The sequence below is a fragment of the Pseudomonas sp. GW821-FHT07B01 genome, assembly GCF_059419065.1.
Map to the genome: position 1 here is coordinate 22,746 of NZ_JBWKRA010000023.1, position 18,255 is coordinate 41,000.

The following is an 18,255-nucleotide window of genomic DNA, read 5'->3' on the forward strand; positions in this document are numbered from 1 at the left end:
ACAGAAATCGAGCCCTCGCCACAGTGCGCGTCCCGCAGACCAGCTCGTGGGTGACGCGGAGCGTCACGGGATGCATTCCCACGCAGAGCGTGGGAACGATCGACCATCGACCTCAGCGTGCCGTGCGAAATTTCCGGTTCAGCCCCCTATTTCCCAACTACATTAAAAACCTACTACCCAAACCCCGACGTTTGGCTTATCCTTTTCGCTGTATATAAATACAGTAGTCGCAAAAGACAACTATCGTGAAGGCATGTGAGGTGGTGAATGGCCGTCGAAGTGGTATACCGCAGCAGCCGAGATCTGGAGCGTTTGTTCATGGATAAAGCCGAAGCTGACCGTCATGACAAGATGCTTGAACTCGCTGAGTTGCTGGCAGAGGTGTTGCAAAAAGCCGTGCCGTCGTTGAGCGAGCAGCAGGTGGAGGAAGCCGGGATTTACATGGCGAAGAACCGTGATGTATTTGCCAAGGCGTTCAAGAGCCAACCGGACGCGCTGTCCGAGTTGCTGAACCCGGCAGCCGAGTAAAGCCCGAATTGAACAGGCCCTGAATCATGGATTCAGGGCCTTTTTAATGCCTGGCCTATTTGTACAGCAAGCGTTCGGCCAGTTCATCGGCCACCCGCGCGGGGGAGCGTTTTTCGGCTTGGGCGTGGGCAAAGATTTCGGTCAGGCGGCTGCCGATGTTCGACAGGTGTGCGGTGATGCCAGGCAGGTCGGTGCCGGCGTGTTTGAGGGCGACGTAGATCAGCCCGCCAGAGTTGATCACGTAGTCTGGCGCGTAGAGGATGCCGCGGCCTTCCAATTGGTCGGCGATGTCCAGGTTGGTCAGTTGTGCGCTGGCGGCACCCGCCACGGCGGCGCAACGCAACTGGCCGACGCTGTTACGGTTGAACACGGCGCCGACGCCGCACGGTGCGAGGATATCGCAGGGGGTGCTGAGCAAGGCGTCGTTGGCAATCGGGTGGGCGCCCAGTTGCTCCATGGCCAGTTGCACCTTGCCGTGGTCGATATCGCTGACCAGCAGTTCGGCACCGGCGGCGTGCAATTGTTCGGCCAGGGCATAACCGACATTCCCCAGGCCTTGCACCGCGACGCGCAGGCCCTCGAGGTTGTCGCTGCCCAGGCGCGCCATGGCGGTAGTGCGGATACCGGCAAACACCCCCATGGCAGCATGAGGGGCAGGGTCTCCGGCGGCGGTGGTGCTGGTGACAAAGCGGGTGTTCTGGGCGATGCAGTCCATGTCGGCGACCGAGGTGCCGCTGTCGATCGAGGTGATGAAGCGGCCATCGAGTTTTTCCACACAACGGCCAAACGCCTCGAACAGCGCCGCACGGCTTTCCACGTGCACGGGGCGGATGATCACCGCCGTGCCGCCGCCCACCGGCAGCCCGGCCAGTGCCGCTTTGTAGCTCATGCCTTGCGCCAGGCGCGCGGCATCGGCCACGGCGGTTTCATCATTAGGGTAAGCCAGGTAACGACAGCCACCCAACGCTGGGCCCAGGCGACTGTTGTGGATGGCGATGATCGCCTTCAAGCCGGTCACCGGATCAACGCTCAGGTGCAGCGATTCAAGGCGGGTGCTGTGCATGAGCGCAAACATCAATGAGCTCCCGAATCACTTCTGGTAGTGGGCCAAGTATAGGCTTGCGGCAGAAAACTGCTGGATTGCGCTGGAATAAGCCGCGCGTTTTCGTGGGATCTACGACATAAGAGTTTGGGATATCTCTCAAGATGCTGGACGAAAATTCGCAGCAAGGCTAAAACGGGGGCATACGCCGGAGAACTCAATGAATCCCCGCACAGCCTTTTTCGCCTGTCTGGACCGTTCACCCCCTGCGCTGTTTGAAGCCGCGTTGTGGATTGCTGCCGAGCATGACGCCAGCGTGCAGCCCGCGTTGATCCTGCACGACCTTGGTGCGCTACAACAACAGGTGAGCCTGGGCATGCCCTTGCTACCGGCGGATGAACTCGGCCAGCCGCTACTGCGGCGCATGAATGACCTGGGGTTTGCCCAGGATGACCACACGCCGTTGCGCCCCGCCGCCGCGCTGCTGGACAAAGTGCTGCAACGCAAACGCGGGCAACCCTTGGCCATGGGCCTGATCGCCCTGGAGATGGCACGGCGCCTGGATATCCCCATGGTCGGCGTGAACTTCCCTGGGCACTTCCTGCTGCGGGTACCGGGAGCCGATCACCTGTTGGACCCTTGCGGCGGCCGGCGCCTGTACCCCAACGACTGTCGCGAGTTGCTGGCGCGCCAATATGGGTCGAAGCTGAAATTGCAGGCCGACCACCTGCTGACCGCCGAGCCACGGGCCATCCTGCAACGGCTGTCGCGCAACCTGCGCCAACTCTACCTTGCCAACGACGAGCCACTGGCCGCCCTGGTGGACGCCGAGCGCGTACTGGAACTGGGCAACGCCAGCGCCTCCGACTACCTGGCGCGGGCCAGCCTGTATCAACGCCTGGACTGCCCCAGCGCCGAACGCTTCGACCTGGAACACGCGCTGCTGCTCAGCGACGACCCGATCCAGCGCCTGCGCCTGACCGAGCGGCTGGGGCATCTGCCACCCAACTCAGTGGTGCACTGACCCCACTGTAGGAGCGAGCTTGCTCGCGAAGAACGTCAACGATAACGCAGGCATCCTGGTTTAACGCGCTGTCCTTGCGGCCTTCGTGAGCAAGCTCGCTCCTACAGTGAAGGCGCCCGCACTTGAATAATCAGCAACGCTGCAATCACCGCCGGAATCGCGCAAAAAAAGAAAATCTGCTCGACCGGTATATGCATCGCCAACAACAGGCTGCCAAACAGCGGCCCCAGAATCGACCCGAACCGCCCCACACCCAACGCCCAGCCCGTACCGGTGGCGCGCACGTGCGCCGGGTAGAAGTTGCTCGCGAAGGCATTGAGGGTCAGTTGCCCGCCGATGATGCAGAACCCGGCAGCGAACACGCAGGCCACCAGGTAGCGTGGGTTGTCGTGGTTCAAGCCCAGCAGGACGGTGCACAACGCTGCCGCCGCCAGCACGCCGGACAGCAACCGTACTTTGCTTTTCAGGCGGTCGGCAAACCAGGCCATGAGAATGGCGCCCAAGGTGCCGGCGAACAGGAACATGGAGGTGACCAGGTTGGCTTCGTTCAACGCCAGGCCGCTTTCGAGCAATAGCGACGGCAACCAACTGATCATGAAATACAGCAGGATCAGGCTGACAAAAAAGGTCGCCCAGATCAGCAGCGTCGGGCGCGCGTAGCCGTTGCGAAACAGCTCCACCACCGTCAGTTTGCTGCCCTGCTCCTGCAAGTTTTCCGCTTCGGTCGCCGGTGGCGGTTGCCAGTCGGGCAGCATCCGCGCCGTGACTTTGCGCAAACGCAGATACGGCGGCGCATCGCGCAACAGGCGCGGCAAGGATTCGGGCAACAGCCACACCAGGAACGGGAACAGCAGCAGCGGCGTCACACCACCCGCCAGGAACACCGCCTGCCAACCAAAACCATCGATAAACCCGGCCGCCACAAAGCCGCCTGCCGCGCCGCCGAACGAGAAGCCGCAGGCCGCCAGGGTCACCATCAAGGTGCGCATCCGCGGCGGCGAGTATTCAGACATCAATGCCATGGCACTGGGCATCGCGCCGCCCATGCCAATGCCGCAGATAAACCGCGCCGCCATCAACGTGGTCAGAGAATTGGCGAACACCATCAGTACCGTGAGGCTGGCGTAGATCAGCACGCATGCCAGCAGGATACGTCGCACGCCGAACCGATCCGCCAGCGGTGTCACCAGCAGCGAGCCCAGGGTGAGGCCCAGCAGGTTGGCGCTGAACACGGGGCCAAACGCGGACTTTTCCAGGCCCCAATCCTGGGCCAGCGCCGGCACTACATAGCCCAGCACCTGAGCGTCATAGCCATCGGTGACCAGTAGCAGTGCCAGCAGCAGGAGAATCAACCATTGGTAGCGCGACACCGGACGGGCGTCGAGTGCCGCACGAAAGCTGGCAATCTGATTGTGCATCGCAAGGTACCTTTATTTTTTATTAGGTTGGCGCGATCAAATGTGGCAGGGGTTTACCCCAATGCCAGTCAGTTAAGCGCGAATCCCCTGTGGGAGCGGGCTTGCCCGCGAAGGCGGTGTGTCAGTCACCGCATCTGCCACTGCACTAACGCTTTCGCAGGCAAGCCAGCTCCCACATTTGATCTTCATGGCTGTGAGCATTGCGCTCGCTTAACTGAACGGCATTGGGGCTTCCCCCCCGTCCCACAGGGGTCCTAGGGTGTATCAGGCTGACTGGCGGGATGGGCCTGCACGAAGGCCGGATGTTGGGCCGCCAACCCCGCCACCCGCCCAATGCGTGGGTACGCCGCCAAGGGCACCTTGAAACGCTCGGCCGCGTACAGCTGTGGAATTAGAAACGCATCGGCCAAGCCCGGCTGCTCGCCAAAGCAAAACCCGGTGTCGCCAATCAACTGCTCCACCGCGCCCAGGCCCTGGCTGATCCAGTGTCCGATCCACTCCAGCAATTGCGCCTCATCGTGCCCCCACTTGCGCAGCAAGTTCTGGGTACTGGAGTTATGCAACGGGTGGATATCACAGGCGATGATCGACGCCACCGCCCGCTCATGAGCGCGCGCTACCAGGTCTTTGGAGAGCAACGGCACCTGGGGATAACGCTCCTCCAGGTACTCAATGATCGCCTGTGACTGGATCAGCAACGCCCCTTCATCAGTACGCAATGCCGGCACCCGCCCTTGGGGGTTGATCGCCAGGTATTCAGGCTGGCGGTTGGCGCCGCCTGCCGGCACCAGCAGGTTGACCGGCAGCGCGGTGAAATCCAGGCCTTTGAGGGCCAGGGCAATACGTACTCGATACGACGCGGTAGAACGGTAGTAAGTATAGAGTTCCATGGCCCTGCCCTCTCAGCGCGCCGCGACCACGGTACCGCGGCATTCGCCGAAGCCGATGGAGGCAAAGCCCTCGCGGCTGCAACGGGCACGCAGGATGATTTCGTCGCCATCCTCGAGGAATTTGCGCACCTCGCCGGAAGCCAGTTCAATCGGCTTTTTACCGCCTTCGGTAATCTCCAACAGGCTGCCAAACTGCCCCGGCTGCGGGCCAGACAACGTGCCCGAACCAAACAGGTCGCCGGCCTGCAACTGGCAGCCATTGACGCTGTGGTGCGCCACCATTTGTGCCACGGTCCAGTACATATGTTCGGTGTTGCTCAAGGTCAGGCGATGGGCGGGCAGGTTTTGCTCACGCATCGAGGCCGTGGTGAGCAGCACTTCCAGTTCGATATCAAAGGCGCCCGCGTTCTGATCACGTTTATCCAGCAGGTAGGGCAGCGGTTGCGGATCACCATCAGGGCGCGGCGGCTGAGCTTTGCGGAAGGGCTCCAGGGCTTCGGCAGTCACCACCCACGGCGAGATGCTGGTGATAAAGCTTTTCGACAAGAACGGCCCCAGCGGCTGGTACTCCCAGGCCTGGATATCCCGCGCCGACCAGTCGTTGAGCAGGCAGAAACCGGCGATATGCTCGGCGGCATCGCCAATGGCAATCGCATCGCCCATGGCATTGCCCTGGCCGATCCAGATGCCCAGCTCCAACTCATAGTCCAGGCGCGCGCAGGGGCCAAAGGTCGGTTCGGTCTGGCCGGCCGGCAGGGTCTGGCCTTTAGGGCGTCGCACCTCTGTACCTGAGGGACGAATGGTCGAGGCACGGCCATGGTAACCAATCGGCACGTATTTGTAGTTCGGCAACAGCGGGTTATCGGGGCGGAACAACTTGCCGACGTTTTGCGCGTGCTCGATGCCGACGTAGAAGTCGGTGTAGTCATTGATCTTGGCCGGCAGGTGCATCTGGCAATCGGCGGCACGGTGCAGCACGTGCGCTTCGCGGTTTTGCAGCTCGCTGCCTTCGGCCAGTAGTTCCAGCAGGCGCTCGCGCAGGGCAACGCGAGGGCCACGGCCCAGTTCGAAAAACGCGTTCAACTGCCCGCCCGCAGTGGCTTCGACGGCGCGTCGGGCTTCGCCCTCAAACGCGTCCAGTGCGGCATGCAGGTCGAGAATCGCATCGCCAATCGCCACGCCACTGCGCGGTGCCGAGCCATTGATACTGAACACGCCCAGGGGCAAGTTCTGCAGGGGGAAATCGGCGTGGCCGTTGGCCGAGGATACCCAGCTGCGGGTCTGCGTTGGTTGAGTCATGGGTTATCTCCGGTTCGGGTTGAAGGTGGCGGGCAGCGCGGCCCAGCACGCGTCATACGCAGGTTGCAGTTGTGGGCACTCCAGGGCGAACTGGGTCGGGCGCAGCACTTGGCTGGTCTCGAACATGAACGCCATGGTGTTATCGATCTTGTGCGGCGCAAGGTCAGCGTTGATGGCCTTGGTGCAGGTCTCGCCATCCGGGCCGTGGGCGCTCATGCAACTGTGCAGCGATGCGCCGCCCGGCAGAAAGCCTTCGGCCTTGGCATCGTAGGCACCCTGGATCAGGCCCATGTATTCGTTCATCAGGTTGCGATGGAACCACGGCGGCCGGAAGGTGTTCTCGGCCACCATCCAGCGCGGCGGGAAGATCACGAAGTCGAGGTTGGCCAGGCCATGCACGCTGGTGGGCGAGGTCAGCACGGTGAAGATCGACGGGTCCGGATGATCGAAACTCACCGTGCCAATGGTGTTGAAGCGACGCAGGTCGTATTTGTACGGCACATTGTTGCCGTGCCAGGCGACCACGTTGAGCGGTGAATGGTCCAGCTCGCAGGCCCACAGTTCGCCGAGGAACTTCTGTACCAGCGTAGTCGGTTGCTTGAGGTCTTCGTAGCGGGCCACCGGCGTAAGAAAGTCGCGGGGGTTGGCCAGGCCGTTGCTGCCAATCGGCCCCAGGTCAGGCAGACGCAGCGGGGCGCCGTGGTTCTCGGCGACGTAACCGCGTGCTTGCGCATCCAGCAGCTCGATACGGAACTTGAGACCACGAGGCAGCACGACAATTTCCAGCGGCTCGACATCCAGCACGCCCAGTTCGGTGGCGATGCGCAGGCGGCCCTGCTCGGGGACGATCAGCAGTTCGCCGTCGGCATTGAAGAACACGCGCTCCATGGAGCGGTTGGCGCGGTAATTATAGATGCTGATGCCCGCTGGTTTTTCCGCCCCCGAATTGGCGACCATGCCCACCAGGCCGTCGATAAAGTCCGTCGGCTCACTCGGGATATCCAACGGGTTCCAACGCAAGCGATTCGGCGTGACCGCGCCCAACGGGCCACCGGCCAATTGCCGCGCAAGCTTGACGAATGCCGGGTGATTGGCCGACGGCTGGATGCGGTACAGCCAGGTGCGACGGGCTTCGCTGCGGGCCATGGTGAAGGCGGTGCCGGAAAACAGTTCGGTGTAGAGGCCGTAAGGGGCTTTCTGCGGCGAGTTCTGGCCAACCGGCAGCGCGCCGGGCAAGGCTTCGCTGGCGAATTCATTGCCGAAGCCCGACAGGTATTCGAGGTTCATGGATCGTCCTCTGAGGGTCAGTTATATTTATCGTAATCCAGTTACGCATAACGTAATTTGATCACTATCGACCGTCAAGCTATAAAGACGCCCATTCATCTCTCGGATTCTCGCCCTTCCATGGAAAAGCCCCGCGACACCGGTAAACAGAAAGTCCGCTCGGCGGAAGTCGGCACCGATATCCTCAAGGCCCTGGCCGAACTGTCCCCGGCCACCTCGTTGTCACGCCTGGCCGAACATGTGCAGATGCCGGCGAGCAAGGTGCACCGCTATTTGCAGGCCCTGATCGCGTCGGGTTTTGCCGAACAGAACGCAGCCACCAACCATTACGGCCTGGGCCGGGAGGCATTGCGAGTGGGGCTGGCGGCGCTGGGCAGCATGGATGTGTTGAAAGTCGGCGCCATGCCCCTGGCCGAACTGCGCGATGAATTGAACGAAACCTGCTTTCTGGCGGTGTGGGGCAACCAGGGCGCGACCGTGGTGCAGATTGAGCCGGCGGTGCGCGCCGTCACCGTGGTGACGCAGTTGGGCTCGGTGTTGCCGCTGCTCAGTTCGTCCACCGGGTTGGTGTTCAGCGCCTACTTGCCGTCGCGGGAAACCGTGGAGCTGCGCGAACGCGAGGTTCAAGCCGGCACCGCTCACACCTTGGCGGACGATCAGGCCTATGCCAGCGTGTGCGAGCAAATCCGCCGCCGTGGCCTGCACTTTGTACATGGCCTGCTGATGCCCGGCGTGGATGCGTTGTCGGCGCCGGTGTTCAATGCGGTCGGGCACGTGGCGGCGGTGATGACCGTGGTCGGCCCAACCTCGCTGTTCCATGCCGATGAAGATGGCCCGGCGGCGCAGCACTTGCTGGCGGCGACCCGGGCCGTGAGTTGGCGGATGGGCTATCAGCCCTGAATCACTCGTCGCTGCGCGCCAGCGCCACCGCCACGCGATCCTCGAGCGCCTTGACCTGGGCGCCGGCCACCACGTAGTTGTTGGTCAGCATCGAAAACACCAGCTTGCGCCCGCCGGCGTCGGTGATGTAACCACTCAATGACGACACGCCGCCCATGGAGCCGGTCTTGGCGTGAAGGTTGTTTTGCGCCTGCGTGTCGCGCAGACGATAGCGCAGGCTGCCGCCGGTCATGCGGTCGGTGTTGCCGGCAATCGGCAGCGCGTTGTACCAGGCGTCGAACCACGGCTGTTTGCTGGCGGCCAGCAACAGGTCGGTGAGGGTTTGCGACGACACCAGGTTGCGCCGTGACAGGCCGGAGCCGTCGACCTGGTTGAACGTGGCGGTGGCCAGCCCCTGGCGCTTGAGGAACCCGGCCACCGCCACAGCGCCCGCCGCTGCCGTGCCGCTATTGGCGGTCTGGCGCCCCATGGCCTTGAGCAAGGCTTCGGACATGTTGTTGTTCGAAAGCTTGAGCAACGGCGTGATCAAATCCTGTAACGGCGCCGATTGGTGCTCGGCCAGCACCGTTACCGCCGTCGGGCTTGCCCCGCCCATCACCCGACGCCCCAGTACGGTGACGCCCTGTTGCGCCAAGGCTTGTTCAAACAGATTCGCGACCAGTTGCGTTGGCTCCCAGACGCTGACCAATTGCTGGCTCTGCTTTCCCGGCGCCACTGCGCCGCTGAGTTGCAACAGGTTGGTGCCGTGACGGCGATTGATTCCATAGCTGTTGCCCGGCCCACTGATGGCACGGTTGCTCAGTTGCAGGTAATCAGTAGGCGGGAAAATATCGACACTCACCGGGGTGCCGGCCCGTAACGGCGCCTTGGCCGTGACCAGCACACTGCCTGCATCAAAGTCCGCATTGGGTGCCACAGTCAGCGCCGAAATCTGCGCGCCGTAGTAGGTGGTTTCATCGTCATGGGACCAATCCACCCCCAATCGCTCGGCATCGAACCAGGTGTCGTCGAACACCAGATCGCCCTGTACCTGGCGTACACCCTGGCTGGCCAACTGCGCGGCCAGCGCCTGGTAGTCGGCAAACTGAATGCTCGGGTCGCCCAGGCCACGCAGGTACAGGTTGCCGGTCAGGCGGTCGCCCTGGCGTATGCCGTTGCTCAGCAGTTGGGTGGCGAAGCGGTATTGCGGCCCCAGCACATCCATGGCCGCCGCCGTGGTCAACAACTTGAGGTTGGACGCGGGCACCAACCGGGTGCGTGGGTTGTGCTGATACAGCGTGGAGCCCGTGCGGGCGTCACGTACCATCAGCGAGACCGTAGCACCTTGCAGCGCCGGATCGCTCAGCAGTTTATCCAGGGTTGCCGGCGTGGAAGTTTGAGAGACGCTGGCGCAGCCGCCCAGTAAAAAACTCAAACCGACCAGCAGGGTGCCGGTGCGTAGCCATTTTCCAAAGTACATCAGTAGCGTTTTCCATAAGCATGCAATGGCGGCAACGCTAACAGCTCGCTATCAATGTGGCGACCGCTTTCCTGTGGGAGCTGGCTTGCCTGCGATGCAGACAACTCGGTGTATCAGGCAAACCCGGTCGATGCCATCGCAGGCAAGCCAGCTCCCACAGATAAATGAATCAGAAGGTCAAGGTGCTGGACACCGACACCTGCCGCGCATCGCCCATGGACACAAACTGCGTATTCACCGAGGACGTGTAGTAGGTACGGTCGAACAGGTTTTTCACGTTGAGCTGGAACTTGACCTTCTGCCCCTCAAGCTTGGTGTCGTAGCTGGCGAACACATCGGCCACGGTGTAGCTGGGCAGCTCGAAACTGTTGGCCGCGTCCCCTGCCCGCTCGCCGACATAACGCGCCCCGGCGCCGACGCGCAGTTGATCACCGCCCAGGATGCTGCCGAAGTCATACACCGCCGACAACGAGCCGGTGCTTTTTGCCACATTCTGCAGGCGATTGCCTTTGAGCTTAGGGTCTTCGGTGACCTCGGCATCGGTGTAGGCATAGCTGCCGATCAGGCTCCACTTATCCGTCAGCTGGCCGCTGGCATCCAGCTCCAGGCCGCGAGAGCGCACCTTGCCGGCCACGCTGTACTCCGAGGTCAGGCCCTCGCCCACCTGCACCAACACGTTGCGTTTATCGATGGTGAACAGCGCCGCACTGGCAGTGATGCGCCCCGGCAGGTCGAACTTGGTACCCAATTCCCAGGCCTTGGATTCTTCCGGCTGCAAACTGCCGTTCAACACGGTTTTATTGGCCAGTGGCGCGATGGTGGAGTTGGGCTTGAACGACTCGGTATAGCTGCCATAAAACGACAGTTCATCGCTATAGCGATACACCAGCCCAGCCCGCGGCACCCACTTCTGGCCATTGCCGTCGGTGTTGGCGGTGAACGGCACGCCTTTGCCGGCGTATTGGTCGTACATCTGGTAGCGCGCACCGCCGACCAGAATCCATTGCTCGTTGAGGTGGATAGCATCCTGGAAGAACAGCGAATCGCTGCGCAAAAGGTCGGTCTGGTTGCTGTCCGGCGCGCTGACTTTGGAACCGGCGACTTCGTTGCCGTATACCGGGTTGGTGTAATCAAAGGTGCCTCGCGGTGCCTGGCGGATCAGGTCGGCGCGGTAGATCTTGCGGTACTCATCGTCCAGGCCGAACACCAGGTCGTGCCGCATACCTGCGACATCTACCTTGCCTTCGAGGCTGGCGGTGGCGAAGCGGTCGGTGGTCAGTGCGCCCTGAGTGCCGTCCATGCTGCGGGTCAGGGTGCCGTTGGTGTTGACCTTGACCACGCGCACCTGGCTGGCGTCGTAGGTCTCGCGGTTCCAGCTGTAGCCGAAGTGGGCTTTCCAGTCGTCGTTCAGATCATGATCGACAGTCAGGCGGTACAGATCGGAGCGCCCTTCCATATTGTTGAACGGTTCATCCAGACGGCGGGTGGCGGAGATGTTCAACGGATGGTTGGTCTTGGGGTCGATGGCGGTGCCACGGTCGAACGGTGCGAGAAATTCGCGGTGCTCATAGGCCAGCAGCACTTGGGTGGTGTCGCCATACCAGGCCAGGGACGGCGCCACCAGGGTCTCGCGGTGGATGCCGTAGTTGCGCCAGTAGTCTTCGTCTTCATGGTCGACGATCAGGCGATAAGCCAGGCCGCTGTCACCCAGGGGGCCTGTGGTGTCGAGGTTACCGCCGCTGCCGTTCTTGCCGCTGCCGAAGGTCGAACCGCGTGCGGTCAGGGAGGTGGACTGCACCAGCTCAGGCTTTTTGCTGACGATATTGACCACACCGCCTGGGTCCTGGATGCCATACAACAGCGACGACGGGCCCTTGAGCACTTCGACGCGCTCGGCCGTCGCATTCAAGGCACGGCCCTGCACCACCGGCATACCATCCTTCATGATCGAGCCGTTACGGTTGTCGCCAAATCCGCGCAACATCACCGCATCCTGGGTGCTGCCGAGGGTGTTTGTCTGGGTGATACCGCTGATATTGCCCAGCGCGTCATCCAGGTTGCGCGGTTGCTGGTCGCGCAGCACTTGAGCAGGCACCACGTTGACGGTCTGCGGGGTTTCCAGCAGCAGCCCATGGGAGCGCATCACCGAACTGGTCGGCGGCGGTTGGTAGCTGGTGCTGTCCTGGGTGAGGTTGGCGCCGCTGATGGTGGTAGCGCCGAGGTTGACCGCGCCGTCTGTAGGCACCGGCTCCAGCGCCAGGGTGCGGGCGTCGATCTGGCGGAAGGTGAAGCCGGACTGGCTCAACAGGCGTTGCAGCGCCTGGCTTGCAGTCATCGGCCCGCTGACCGCCGGGGCATTGAGGCCGTAGGGCGCTTCATCGGTGTAGATCACGCTGATACCGGTGATCCGGCTGAACTCGCTCAGCGCCTGGGGCAATGGCTTGGCCGCCAGGGCAAACTTGAATTGAGCGCTTTGCTGCTCCTGCGCCTGGGCAATGCCAAGCGGCAACAACGCCAGCCCCGATACCGCTAATGCCGAGGCTCCCAGCCACTGTTTGATCCAACCGCCCGCCGTCGACTTCATGCTGTGAGAACCCGTGTGAAAAACGCTGTTAATGCGAATAGATCGCAGTTTCAAGCATTACACGGATGGGCCGAGGGTTTACCTCACCTTTTTATGCAAATAATTTTGTTTAGCCGCCCTCGCGTCCTCAGGAGGCGTTGGTGGGGGAGCCACTTGTCGCCAGGCACTCCTTGGCGCTCTTTTTCAACTTCTTGATCAAGCGTTCCTGACGCAGCGCTTCGCCTTTGCTCTCGCATTGCTCGGTGTACACCAGCGCCACCGCAGGGCTGGAGAGGAAAAAACGCGCACCCTTGCCGCTCTGGTGCTTGGCAAACCGGCGCAAAGGGTCGTTGCTGATGCCGCAATACAACGAACCATTGGCGGCGCGCACCAAATAGACAAACCAGGGTTTTGGCTCAGGAGTATTCACAAGTTGATTCGGTTAACGCAAGGGAGCGCCCAGTCTATCAACGCCCGCTCTGAAATACCTTCAGGCCTTTATTGGCCTGCGCGCGCACGGCGTTTTTCACCAGCGGCGTCCACCCCAGCAACAGGCCCTTGGCACCCAAGGCCTGGCGCGACCAACGCCACAGGTCAAAATGGTCGTGATGCTCGCAGATCTTGCCGTCGCGAAACACGAACCGCGCCTGGATATCGTTGACCACCGTATTGCCCGTCGCACTGAACAGATACGTCGCCACCCAGTGGGCGCTGCCACCCGTGTCATCGCTGCGCACTTGATCGAATACCAGGGAAAAGTCCTTGGCTCGCGTGGTGAGCATGCGCCACATGTCGCCGGCATCCCGACCGCGCAATTCGCCAAATGCCGGGTCGCTGAACAGCACATCGTCGGTGTAGCAGGCCGCCATGGCTTCGGCATCCAGCCGCTGGAAGGCGCTGTAGAACTGGGTGATCAGGGCGTTGTGGGCGTCACTCATGGGCAGGCTCCGGAAGAATGCTTGTCAGGCCTGCACGATAGTCCGTGCAGGCCGTGAAGACCATGGTCATTCATGACAAAAACAAGCTTGCCTGCATGACTTAGAGATAGACGATATCCAGTGTAGCGCTGCCGTCGATCTGAATTTCCTCAGCAGAAGGCAGTGTGGCCCTGTTTGCGATCCAGGTGGACACAATCAAGTCAGCCTTGAGGTTCTGCAGCGGCACCGGCAACGGTGCTCCACCTTGCCCGTCGTTAACCGTACGCATCCAACCCGGCTGCCAGACCGTGGTCCAGGCCTCGACCCAGGTCTCGCCCGTGACGGACTCGATCACTCCACGTGCCACACCGTCCGCTGAAACATTGTCGGTTTTCAGGGCATATCGGCCAATTTTATTGCCATCCGAAGTCAGCCCCAAGCCGAAATGGCTGAGTTCCACCGGCTGCGAGGGATAAACGGGAACGGCGCTCCCGAGGCGATTATCCGTGGCCTTGACGGCCATCAACGCCGCTGCGTCGCAACTGACTTCCAATATCAGTGTCGCGTCAGGCAAAGGAGTCAACCCCTGTGGGTTGAGATCCTGGAACGAGATTTTTCCATGATCCACGATCCCGCCGCTGGACAAGGCCGGTGTACAAGCTGCCGGGGTTATGGTTCCCGTCACCCGCAGGTCCACGCTGGACGCGGCATATACATTGGAGGCTGCAACGAAGCATAAAGCCGCGGCGATAGTTAAGGTGGATAATTGCATATCAATGCTCACTTACGGTCGTTCAACCAACAGGGCAATCAGGTACGTACCTATACCGTCGACCTGCACGTTCGACTCATCTAATAGACTAGGGTTTTCGTAATGTCTTCGCATATAAAGCCAAGACATTACCGACACTTTAAATATCGTCCTGCTCAAACCCCATACAACTAATACGACTTGAAGCAGAACCGCTTAGTTATGAGCGACCGTCATAAAACTGAAATATTCTAAGGCACCATGCCGGTATGTCGGGCATAAGCAAACAAATCAACGTCGGTGGAAATACTCAGCCGTTGCATGGCAGTGCTTTTTTGCTTGCTGATCGTTGAAATACTGCGGTTGACCTGGGCGGCGATCTGGCTGACGGTCATGCCACTGGCCAGCATCCGCACCACCTCGCGCTCCTTGCCGGACAACTGCGGCTCCTGGGATTGATCGCCTGTGCCCGCCTCGATCATTTGCACTCGCAGGCATTCGCTGGCAAAGGTCTGCCCGGCACACACGGCCTTTATGGCCAAGGGCAACTCCTTGGCTGAAGCGCTTTTGGCGACGACGGCCTTGGCCCCATGGGCGAAGGAAGCACGCAAGGTGGCGACGTTCGCGAACATGGTCACCAGAATCACCGGCAACTTCGGATACTGGCGATGCAGCAGCCCCAACAAACCATAACCGTCAGCGTGCTGGCCGCCCGGCATGGCGAAGTCCGTGACGAGCACATCGCACGGGGTGGTGCTCAATACCCCAAGCAACTGATCAGGACCGTCGGCCTCACCCACCACTTTGCACTTGCCATTCGCCTCAATCACGACTTTCTGCCCGACTCGGACAATAGGATGATCGTCAGCAATAATTACTCGAAGCATAGATACCCACGCATGATGGCAACTTGGACCCGCGCAAAATACCCCCGCCAGCGCCCATCAACAACTGCTAACAAAGAGCTGCTTGCAGCCGCGCCCAATATTCAGTAGTGGGTAATTTTTGGACTACAACATAATAGGAAAATACCTACAACCAAAACTAGACCGCCAGCCGTGCTTACAGCCCAGCGGGTTAGCCCTTCAAATGCTGGATAAGTACTCCAGACACGCACACAAGCGTGCCTGGAACATTTCCAAATGCCTGGCGTGCATTGCAACACCATCGGTCTGTACTTGCCTGATCAACTGCGTAGCCGTGGATTCAAGGTCGGAGCCACCCAGGAACACCAGACTACCCACCAAGCGATGAAGGCGCTCGGCGGCCAGCGATGCGTTCAGGGTCGAACAGGCATGACGCAAGACACGATGGTCCTCCCACGCTTCGACCAGCAAGCTTTCGAGCAACGAATCAACGACCACGTCGCTGCCGAACGTGGCAACCAACGCGGCACGGGTTGGCCAACTGGCAACCGGCACAATGCCCTCCTGGTCGGGTTGGGAGACATCGCAGCCTGGCAACCAGCGCACCAATAGGGCATGCAATTGCTCAAGAGTCAGCGGTTTGAGCAGCCAGGCATCCATTCCGGCGTCGAGACATCGCTGAGGGCTGTCGTTCTGCAAATTGGCGGTCAAGGCAATGATCGGCACACGCTTGAACCCATGGTTGCGCTCACGCTGGCGGATGGCGCGGGCCATGCTGTAACCGTCCATGAATGGCATCTGACAGTCGCTGATCACCAAGTCAAAGGGCCGACTGGTAAGGGCCACCAGCCCCATGAACCCGTCGGCGACCAGTTCGTGTCCCAGCCCCAGCTTGTGCAACAGCCACCCCAGTAACAAGCGGTAGGCTGAATGGTCCTCTACGACCAGAATATTCAACTGTTGCCAATGACGCGGCACGGTTATCTGCGGTTTGAGTGGCTGGCTCGCTCCTGCGGTTGAACCTGAAAGCGAACCCATCAGTACCTCTTCGTGACTATTGATCCGACAGCAGCAATCGCCACATCCATTTGAATGTTATCGACCGCAAACAAATAACCTTTTGAGCAATTAAAAGCCGATACAACAACTACGAAAAACCTCACATATTCATGGCGACCGCCGCACCTGATCAATGTCGTATTAGTTGTATTTCAACCGCCCCTCTCCCTGGCTAAATTGTGCCCACCCCAAAAGAGGGACGGTTTGCCACTCCTCGCAACCGCAAAATCGACAGAGCGTCACTGAGCAATCTGCCCCACCGCGGATCGAGGGTTGCTCTGCATACGCCTGCACCTGCCAGCCTGCAATGGAAAATTGAAATGAAGATCTCTGTATCCGTGCTGAGCAGCGCTTTGTTGCTCACGATGACTTCACTCGCGTTCGCCGCCAGCAGCGTGGACCTGACCGTCAAAGGCCTGATCACCCCCAGCGCCTGCACCCCGAGCCTGAGCCAGGGCGGCGTGGCGGACTACGGCAAGATCGCCGCCAAGGATCTGCGCAGCAATGAGCCCACGCCCCTGCCGATCACCACTCTTGAATTTGGTGTGGCCTGTGAGGCTGCCACACGGTTTGCCCTCAATGCCGTCGATAACCGTCCAGGCTCGGGCACCGAGGCCAGCTATTCGTTTGGCCTGGGCTTGATTAATGAAACAGAGAAGCTCGGCAACTTTGTGATGCTGCTCACCCACTACGTTGCGGACAACCTGCCGGTTACCAAGCTGGCCTCGAGAGACAACGGCGCCACCTGGGACGCCAACAGCGAAGACGCCATCTGGATGCGCGGACGGCTCGCCGCTTTCGGCGACGACTCCACCGGCAACTGGGCACCCAGCGTAATGACGAGATTGAGCAGTGACCTGATCATCCAACCCTACATCGCCCCTTCCGGTGAGTTGACACTGACCCAGGAACAACCGATCGACGGCTCCGCCACCGTGGAACTGTTGTACCTGTAATTCTCTTTTGAAGTTCTAACCCCACCCAAGGATATCCACTCGACCATGAAGGTACTCACGTTCAGCCTGACAGGCATGTTGCTGCTCTGCCCGCCAGCATTCGCCAACAGCAACACCGAGTTGCTGGTCCAGGGCGTCATCACTCCCAGCGCCTGCGCCCCGGTGGTCTCCGGCGGTGGCATTGTCGACTTCGGCAAGGTGTCGGTCAAAGACCTCAATACCCACACCTATACCGATTTGCCCAGGGAAACCATGCGCTTGAGCGTGCGTTGCGACGGGCCGACTTTTTTTACCCTCAACACCATCGATAACCGCCCGGGTACGGCTGCCAGCCACTTCAGCTGGCACGGCCTGGGCACCACGGCCAACGATGAAAAAGTCGGCGACGCCGGGCTTGGCCTCTATAACCCGGTGGCTGACAACGTATCGGTGCGCACCATCACTTCAAGGGATGGCGGCACGACCTGGATGCCCTCCGTGATGCTCAGTCACACCTTGCTAACGGCGGTCGCCAACCACGACGACGTGACCCCCATTGCGATCCAGGAACTGGACGCCGAGATACGCCTGATCACCCACATTGCACCCGCCAACGAGCTGACGCTTACCGACGAAGTCCCCATCGACGGTCACGCCACTGTGCAAGTCAATTACCTCTAAGGAGCCCGCACCATGAAAACCCGCTTGACCACCCTGGCCGCCAGCCTGTTGCTGCTCAACTCGGCCGCCACCTTCGCCGCGTCCACCGTTGACCTGACCGTCAAAGGCCTGATCGTGCCCAGTGCCTGTACACCGAGCCTGTCCGGTGGTGGCGTGATCGACCACGGCAAGATTTCCGCCAAGGACCTGAACCCGGACAAAAATACGGTCATCGGCAACAACACACTGAGCATGGCGGTCAATTGCGACGCGCCGATCCAGTTTGCTCTGCACTCGATCGATAACCGCGCAGCGTCCGGCAGCTCGATACGTTACGGTCTTGGATTTATCAATGAGACCCAGGTGCTTGGCGGGTACATCCTGACGTTCGCCAATCCGGTTGCCGAAGGTGGCGTCGTGGTGCAGCCGATTGCGTCGGGCGACCAAGGTAATACCTGGTACAGGGAAAAGTTCTGGGACCCAGGCCTGTACATGTCAGTCGCCGCGATGGATGACGACACCCAGCCACTGGCGGTCAAGGACCTGAGCCTCGACCTGGAAGTGCAAACCATCATTAATCGCGCCGATGGCCTGGACCTGAGCAATGAGGTCACCATCGACGGTTCCGCCACCCTTGAAGTGAAGTACCTTTAACCC

At 60.8% G+C, this 18,255-nt stretch carries 18 protein-coding genes; 6 read left to right on the forward strand and 12 right to left on the reverse strand.

Annotated features, from left to right (window positions below; all coding sequences use genetic code 11):
• The first annotated feature begins 267 nt into the window (after positions 1 to 267).
• Positions 268 to 528, forward strand: a complete 261-nt coding sequence (locus tag AC07S6_RS21865; RefSeq protein WP_003188807.1) for a YebG family protein — start codon at positions 268 to 270, stop codon at positions 526 to 528.
• A gap of 55 nt (positions 529 to 583) precedes the next feature.
• On the opposite strand, the gene AC07S6_RS21870 is transcribed toward AC07S6_RS21865, so the two are convergent.
• A complete protein-coding gene (locus tag AC07S6_RS21870; protein ID WP_014717048.1) occupies positions 584 to 1,603 on the reverse strand; it encodes a Glu/Leu/Phe/Val dehydrogenase family protein in 1,020 nt (339 codons plus the stop codon).
• A 187-nt stretch (positions 1,604 to 1,790) separates the two neighbouring features.
• Between AC07S6_RS21870 and AC07S6_RS21875 the strand changes: the two genes are divergently transcribed.
• Complete coding sequence (locus tag AC07S6_RS21875; RefSeq protein WP_020301219.1) at positions 1,791 to 2,594, forward strand: SirB1 family protein; 804 nt, start codon at positions 1,791 to 1,793, stop codon at positions 2,592 to 2,594.
• Positions 2,595 to 2,695: 101 nt separating this feature from the next.
• Here the strand turns inward: AC07S6_RS21875 and AC07S6_RS21880 are convergent, their stop codons facing one another.
• From AC07S6_RS21880 to hmgA, 4 genes are all read right to left on the reverse strand, one after another.
• On the reverse strand, positions 2,696 to 4,012 hold the full coding sequence (locus AC07S6_RS21880; protein ID WP_490614162.1) for an MFS transporter: 1,317 nt from the start codon (positions 4,010 to 4,012) through the stop codon (positions 2,696 to 2,698).
• Between the two features lie 254 nt (positions 4,013 to 4,266).
• The gene (maiA, locus tag AC07S6_RS21885; protein ID WP_495113033.1) at positions 4,267 to 4,902 is read right to left on the reverse strand and encodes a maleylacetoacetate isomerase; all 636 of its coding nucleotides are present in this window, start codon (positions 4,900 to 4,902) and stop codon (positions 4,267 to 4,269) included.
• A 12-nt stretch (positions 4,903 to 4,914) separates the two neighbouring features.
• Positions 4,915 to 6,201, reverse strand: a complete 1,287-nt coding sequence (fahA, locus tag AC07S6_RS21890) for a fumarylacetoacetase (protein ID WP_495113034.1) — start codon at positions 6,199 to 6,201, stop codon at positions 4,915 to 4,917.
• A gap of 3 nt (positions 6,202 to 6,204) precedes the next feature.
• The gene (gene hmgA / locus AC07S6_RS21895; protein WP_020301221.1) at positions 6,205 to 7,488 is read right to left on the reverse strand and encodes a homogentisate 1,2-dioxygenase; all 1,284 of its coding nucleotides are present in this window, start codon (positions 7,486 to 7,488) and stop codon (positions 6,205 to 6,207) included.
• 120 nt (positions 7,489 to 7,608) lie between these two features.
• Between hmgA and AC07S6_RS21900 the strand changes: the two genes are divergently transcribed.
• The gene (locus AC07S6_RS21900; protein ID WP_495113035.1) at positions 7,609 to 8,388 is read left to right on the forward strand and encodes an IclR family transcriptional regulator; all 780 of its coding nucleotides are present in this window, start codon (positions 7,609 to 7,611) and stop codon (positions 8,386 to 8,388) included.
• 1 nt (position 8,389) lies between these two features.
• Here AC07S6_RS21900 and dacB read toward each other — a convergent pair whose 3' ends face one another.
• The 7 genes from dacB to AC07S6_RS21935 form a co-directional block, all read right to left on the reverse strand.
• Positions 8,390 to 9,847, reverse strand: coding sequence for a D-alanyl-D-alanine carboxypeptidase/D-alanyl-D-alanine endopeptidase (gene dacB / locus AC07S6_RS21905; protein WP_495113036.1), 1,458 nt, complete (start codon positions 9,845 to 9,847; stop codon positions 8,390 to 8,392).
• 169 nt (positions 9,848 to 10,016) lie between these two features.
• Complete coding sequence (locus tag AC07S6_RS21910) at positions 10,017 to 12,431, reverse strand: TonB-dependent siderophore receptor (RefSeq protein WP_495113037.1); 2,415 nt, start codon at positions 12,429 to 12,431, stop codon at positions 10,017 to 10,019.
• Between the two features lie 127 nt (positions 12,432 to 12,558).
• Positions 12,559 to 12,840 (reverse strand): GIY-YIG nuclease family protein, encoded by a 282-nt coding sequence (locus AC07S6_RS21915; RefSeq protein WP_495113038.1) that lies wholly within the window; start codon positions 12,838 to 12,840, stop codon positions 12,559 to 12,561.
• Positions 12,841 to 12,877: 37 nt separating this feature from the next.
• Positions 12,878 to 13,348 carry a nuclear transport factor 2 family protein gene (locus AC07S6_RS21920; RefSeq protein WP_020301224.1) on the reverse strand — a complete coding sequence of 157 codons (471 nt, stop codon included), beginning with the start codon at positions 13,346 to 13,348 and terminating at the stop codon, positions 12,878 to 12,880.
• 100 nt (positions 13,349 to 13,448) lie between these two features.
• Positions 13,449 to 14,099, reverse strand: a complete 651-nt coding sequence (locus AC07S6_RS21925) for a DUF1120 domain-containing protein (protein WP_495113039.1) — start codon at positions 14,097 to 14,099, stop codon at positions 13,449 to 13,451.
• A 230-nt stretch (positions 14,100 to 14,329) separates the two neighbouring features.
• Positions 14,330 to 14,965, reverse strand: coding sequence for a response regulator (locus tag AC07S6_RS21930; RefSeq protein ID WP_495113040.1), 636 nt, complete (start codon positions 14,963 to 14,965; stop codon positions 14,330 to 14,332).
• 198 nt (positions 14,966 to 15,163) lie between these two features.
• Positions 15,164 to 15,982: a response regulator gene (locus AC07S6_RS21935; RefSeq protein ID WP_495113041.1), complete on the reverse strand. Its 819-nt coding sequence runs from the start codon at positions 15,980 to 15,982 to the stop codon at positions 15,164 to 15,166.
• Positions 15,983 to 16,323: 341 nt separating this feature from the next.
• On the opposite strand from AC07S6_RS21935, the gene AC07S6_RS21940 reads away from it, so the two are divergent.
• From AC07S6_RS21940 to AC07S6_RS21950, 3 genes are read left to right on the forward strand one after another with little or no spacing between them, the layout of a single operon-like run.
• Positions 16,324 to 16,959, forward strand: coding sequence for a DUF1120 domain-containing protein (locus AC07S6_RS21940; protein WP_495113042.1), 636 nt, complete (start codon positions 16,324 to 16,326; stop codon positions 16,957 to 16,959).
• Positions 16,960 to 17,004: 45 nt separating this feature from the next.
• Positions 17,005 to 17,619 carry a DUF1120 domain-containing protein gene (locus AC07S6_RS21945; RefSeq protein WP_495113043.1) on the forward strand — a complete coding sequence of 205 codons (615 nt, stop codon included), beginning with the start codon at positions 17,005 to 17,007 and terminating at the stop codon, positions 17,617 to 17,619.
• Positions 17,620 to 17,631: 12 nt separating this feature from the next.
• Positions 17,632 to 18,252 carry a DUF1120 domain-containing protein gene (locus tag AC07S6_RS21950; RefSeq protein ID WP_019817636.1) on the forward strand — a complete coding sequence of 207 codons (621 nt, stop codon included), beginning with the start codon at positions 17,632 to 17,634 and terminating at the stop codon, positions 18,250 to 18,252.
• Positions 18,253 to 18,255: the final 3 nt, after the last annotated feature.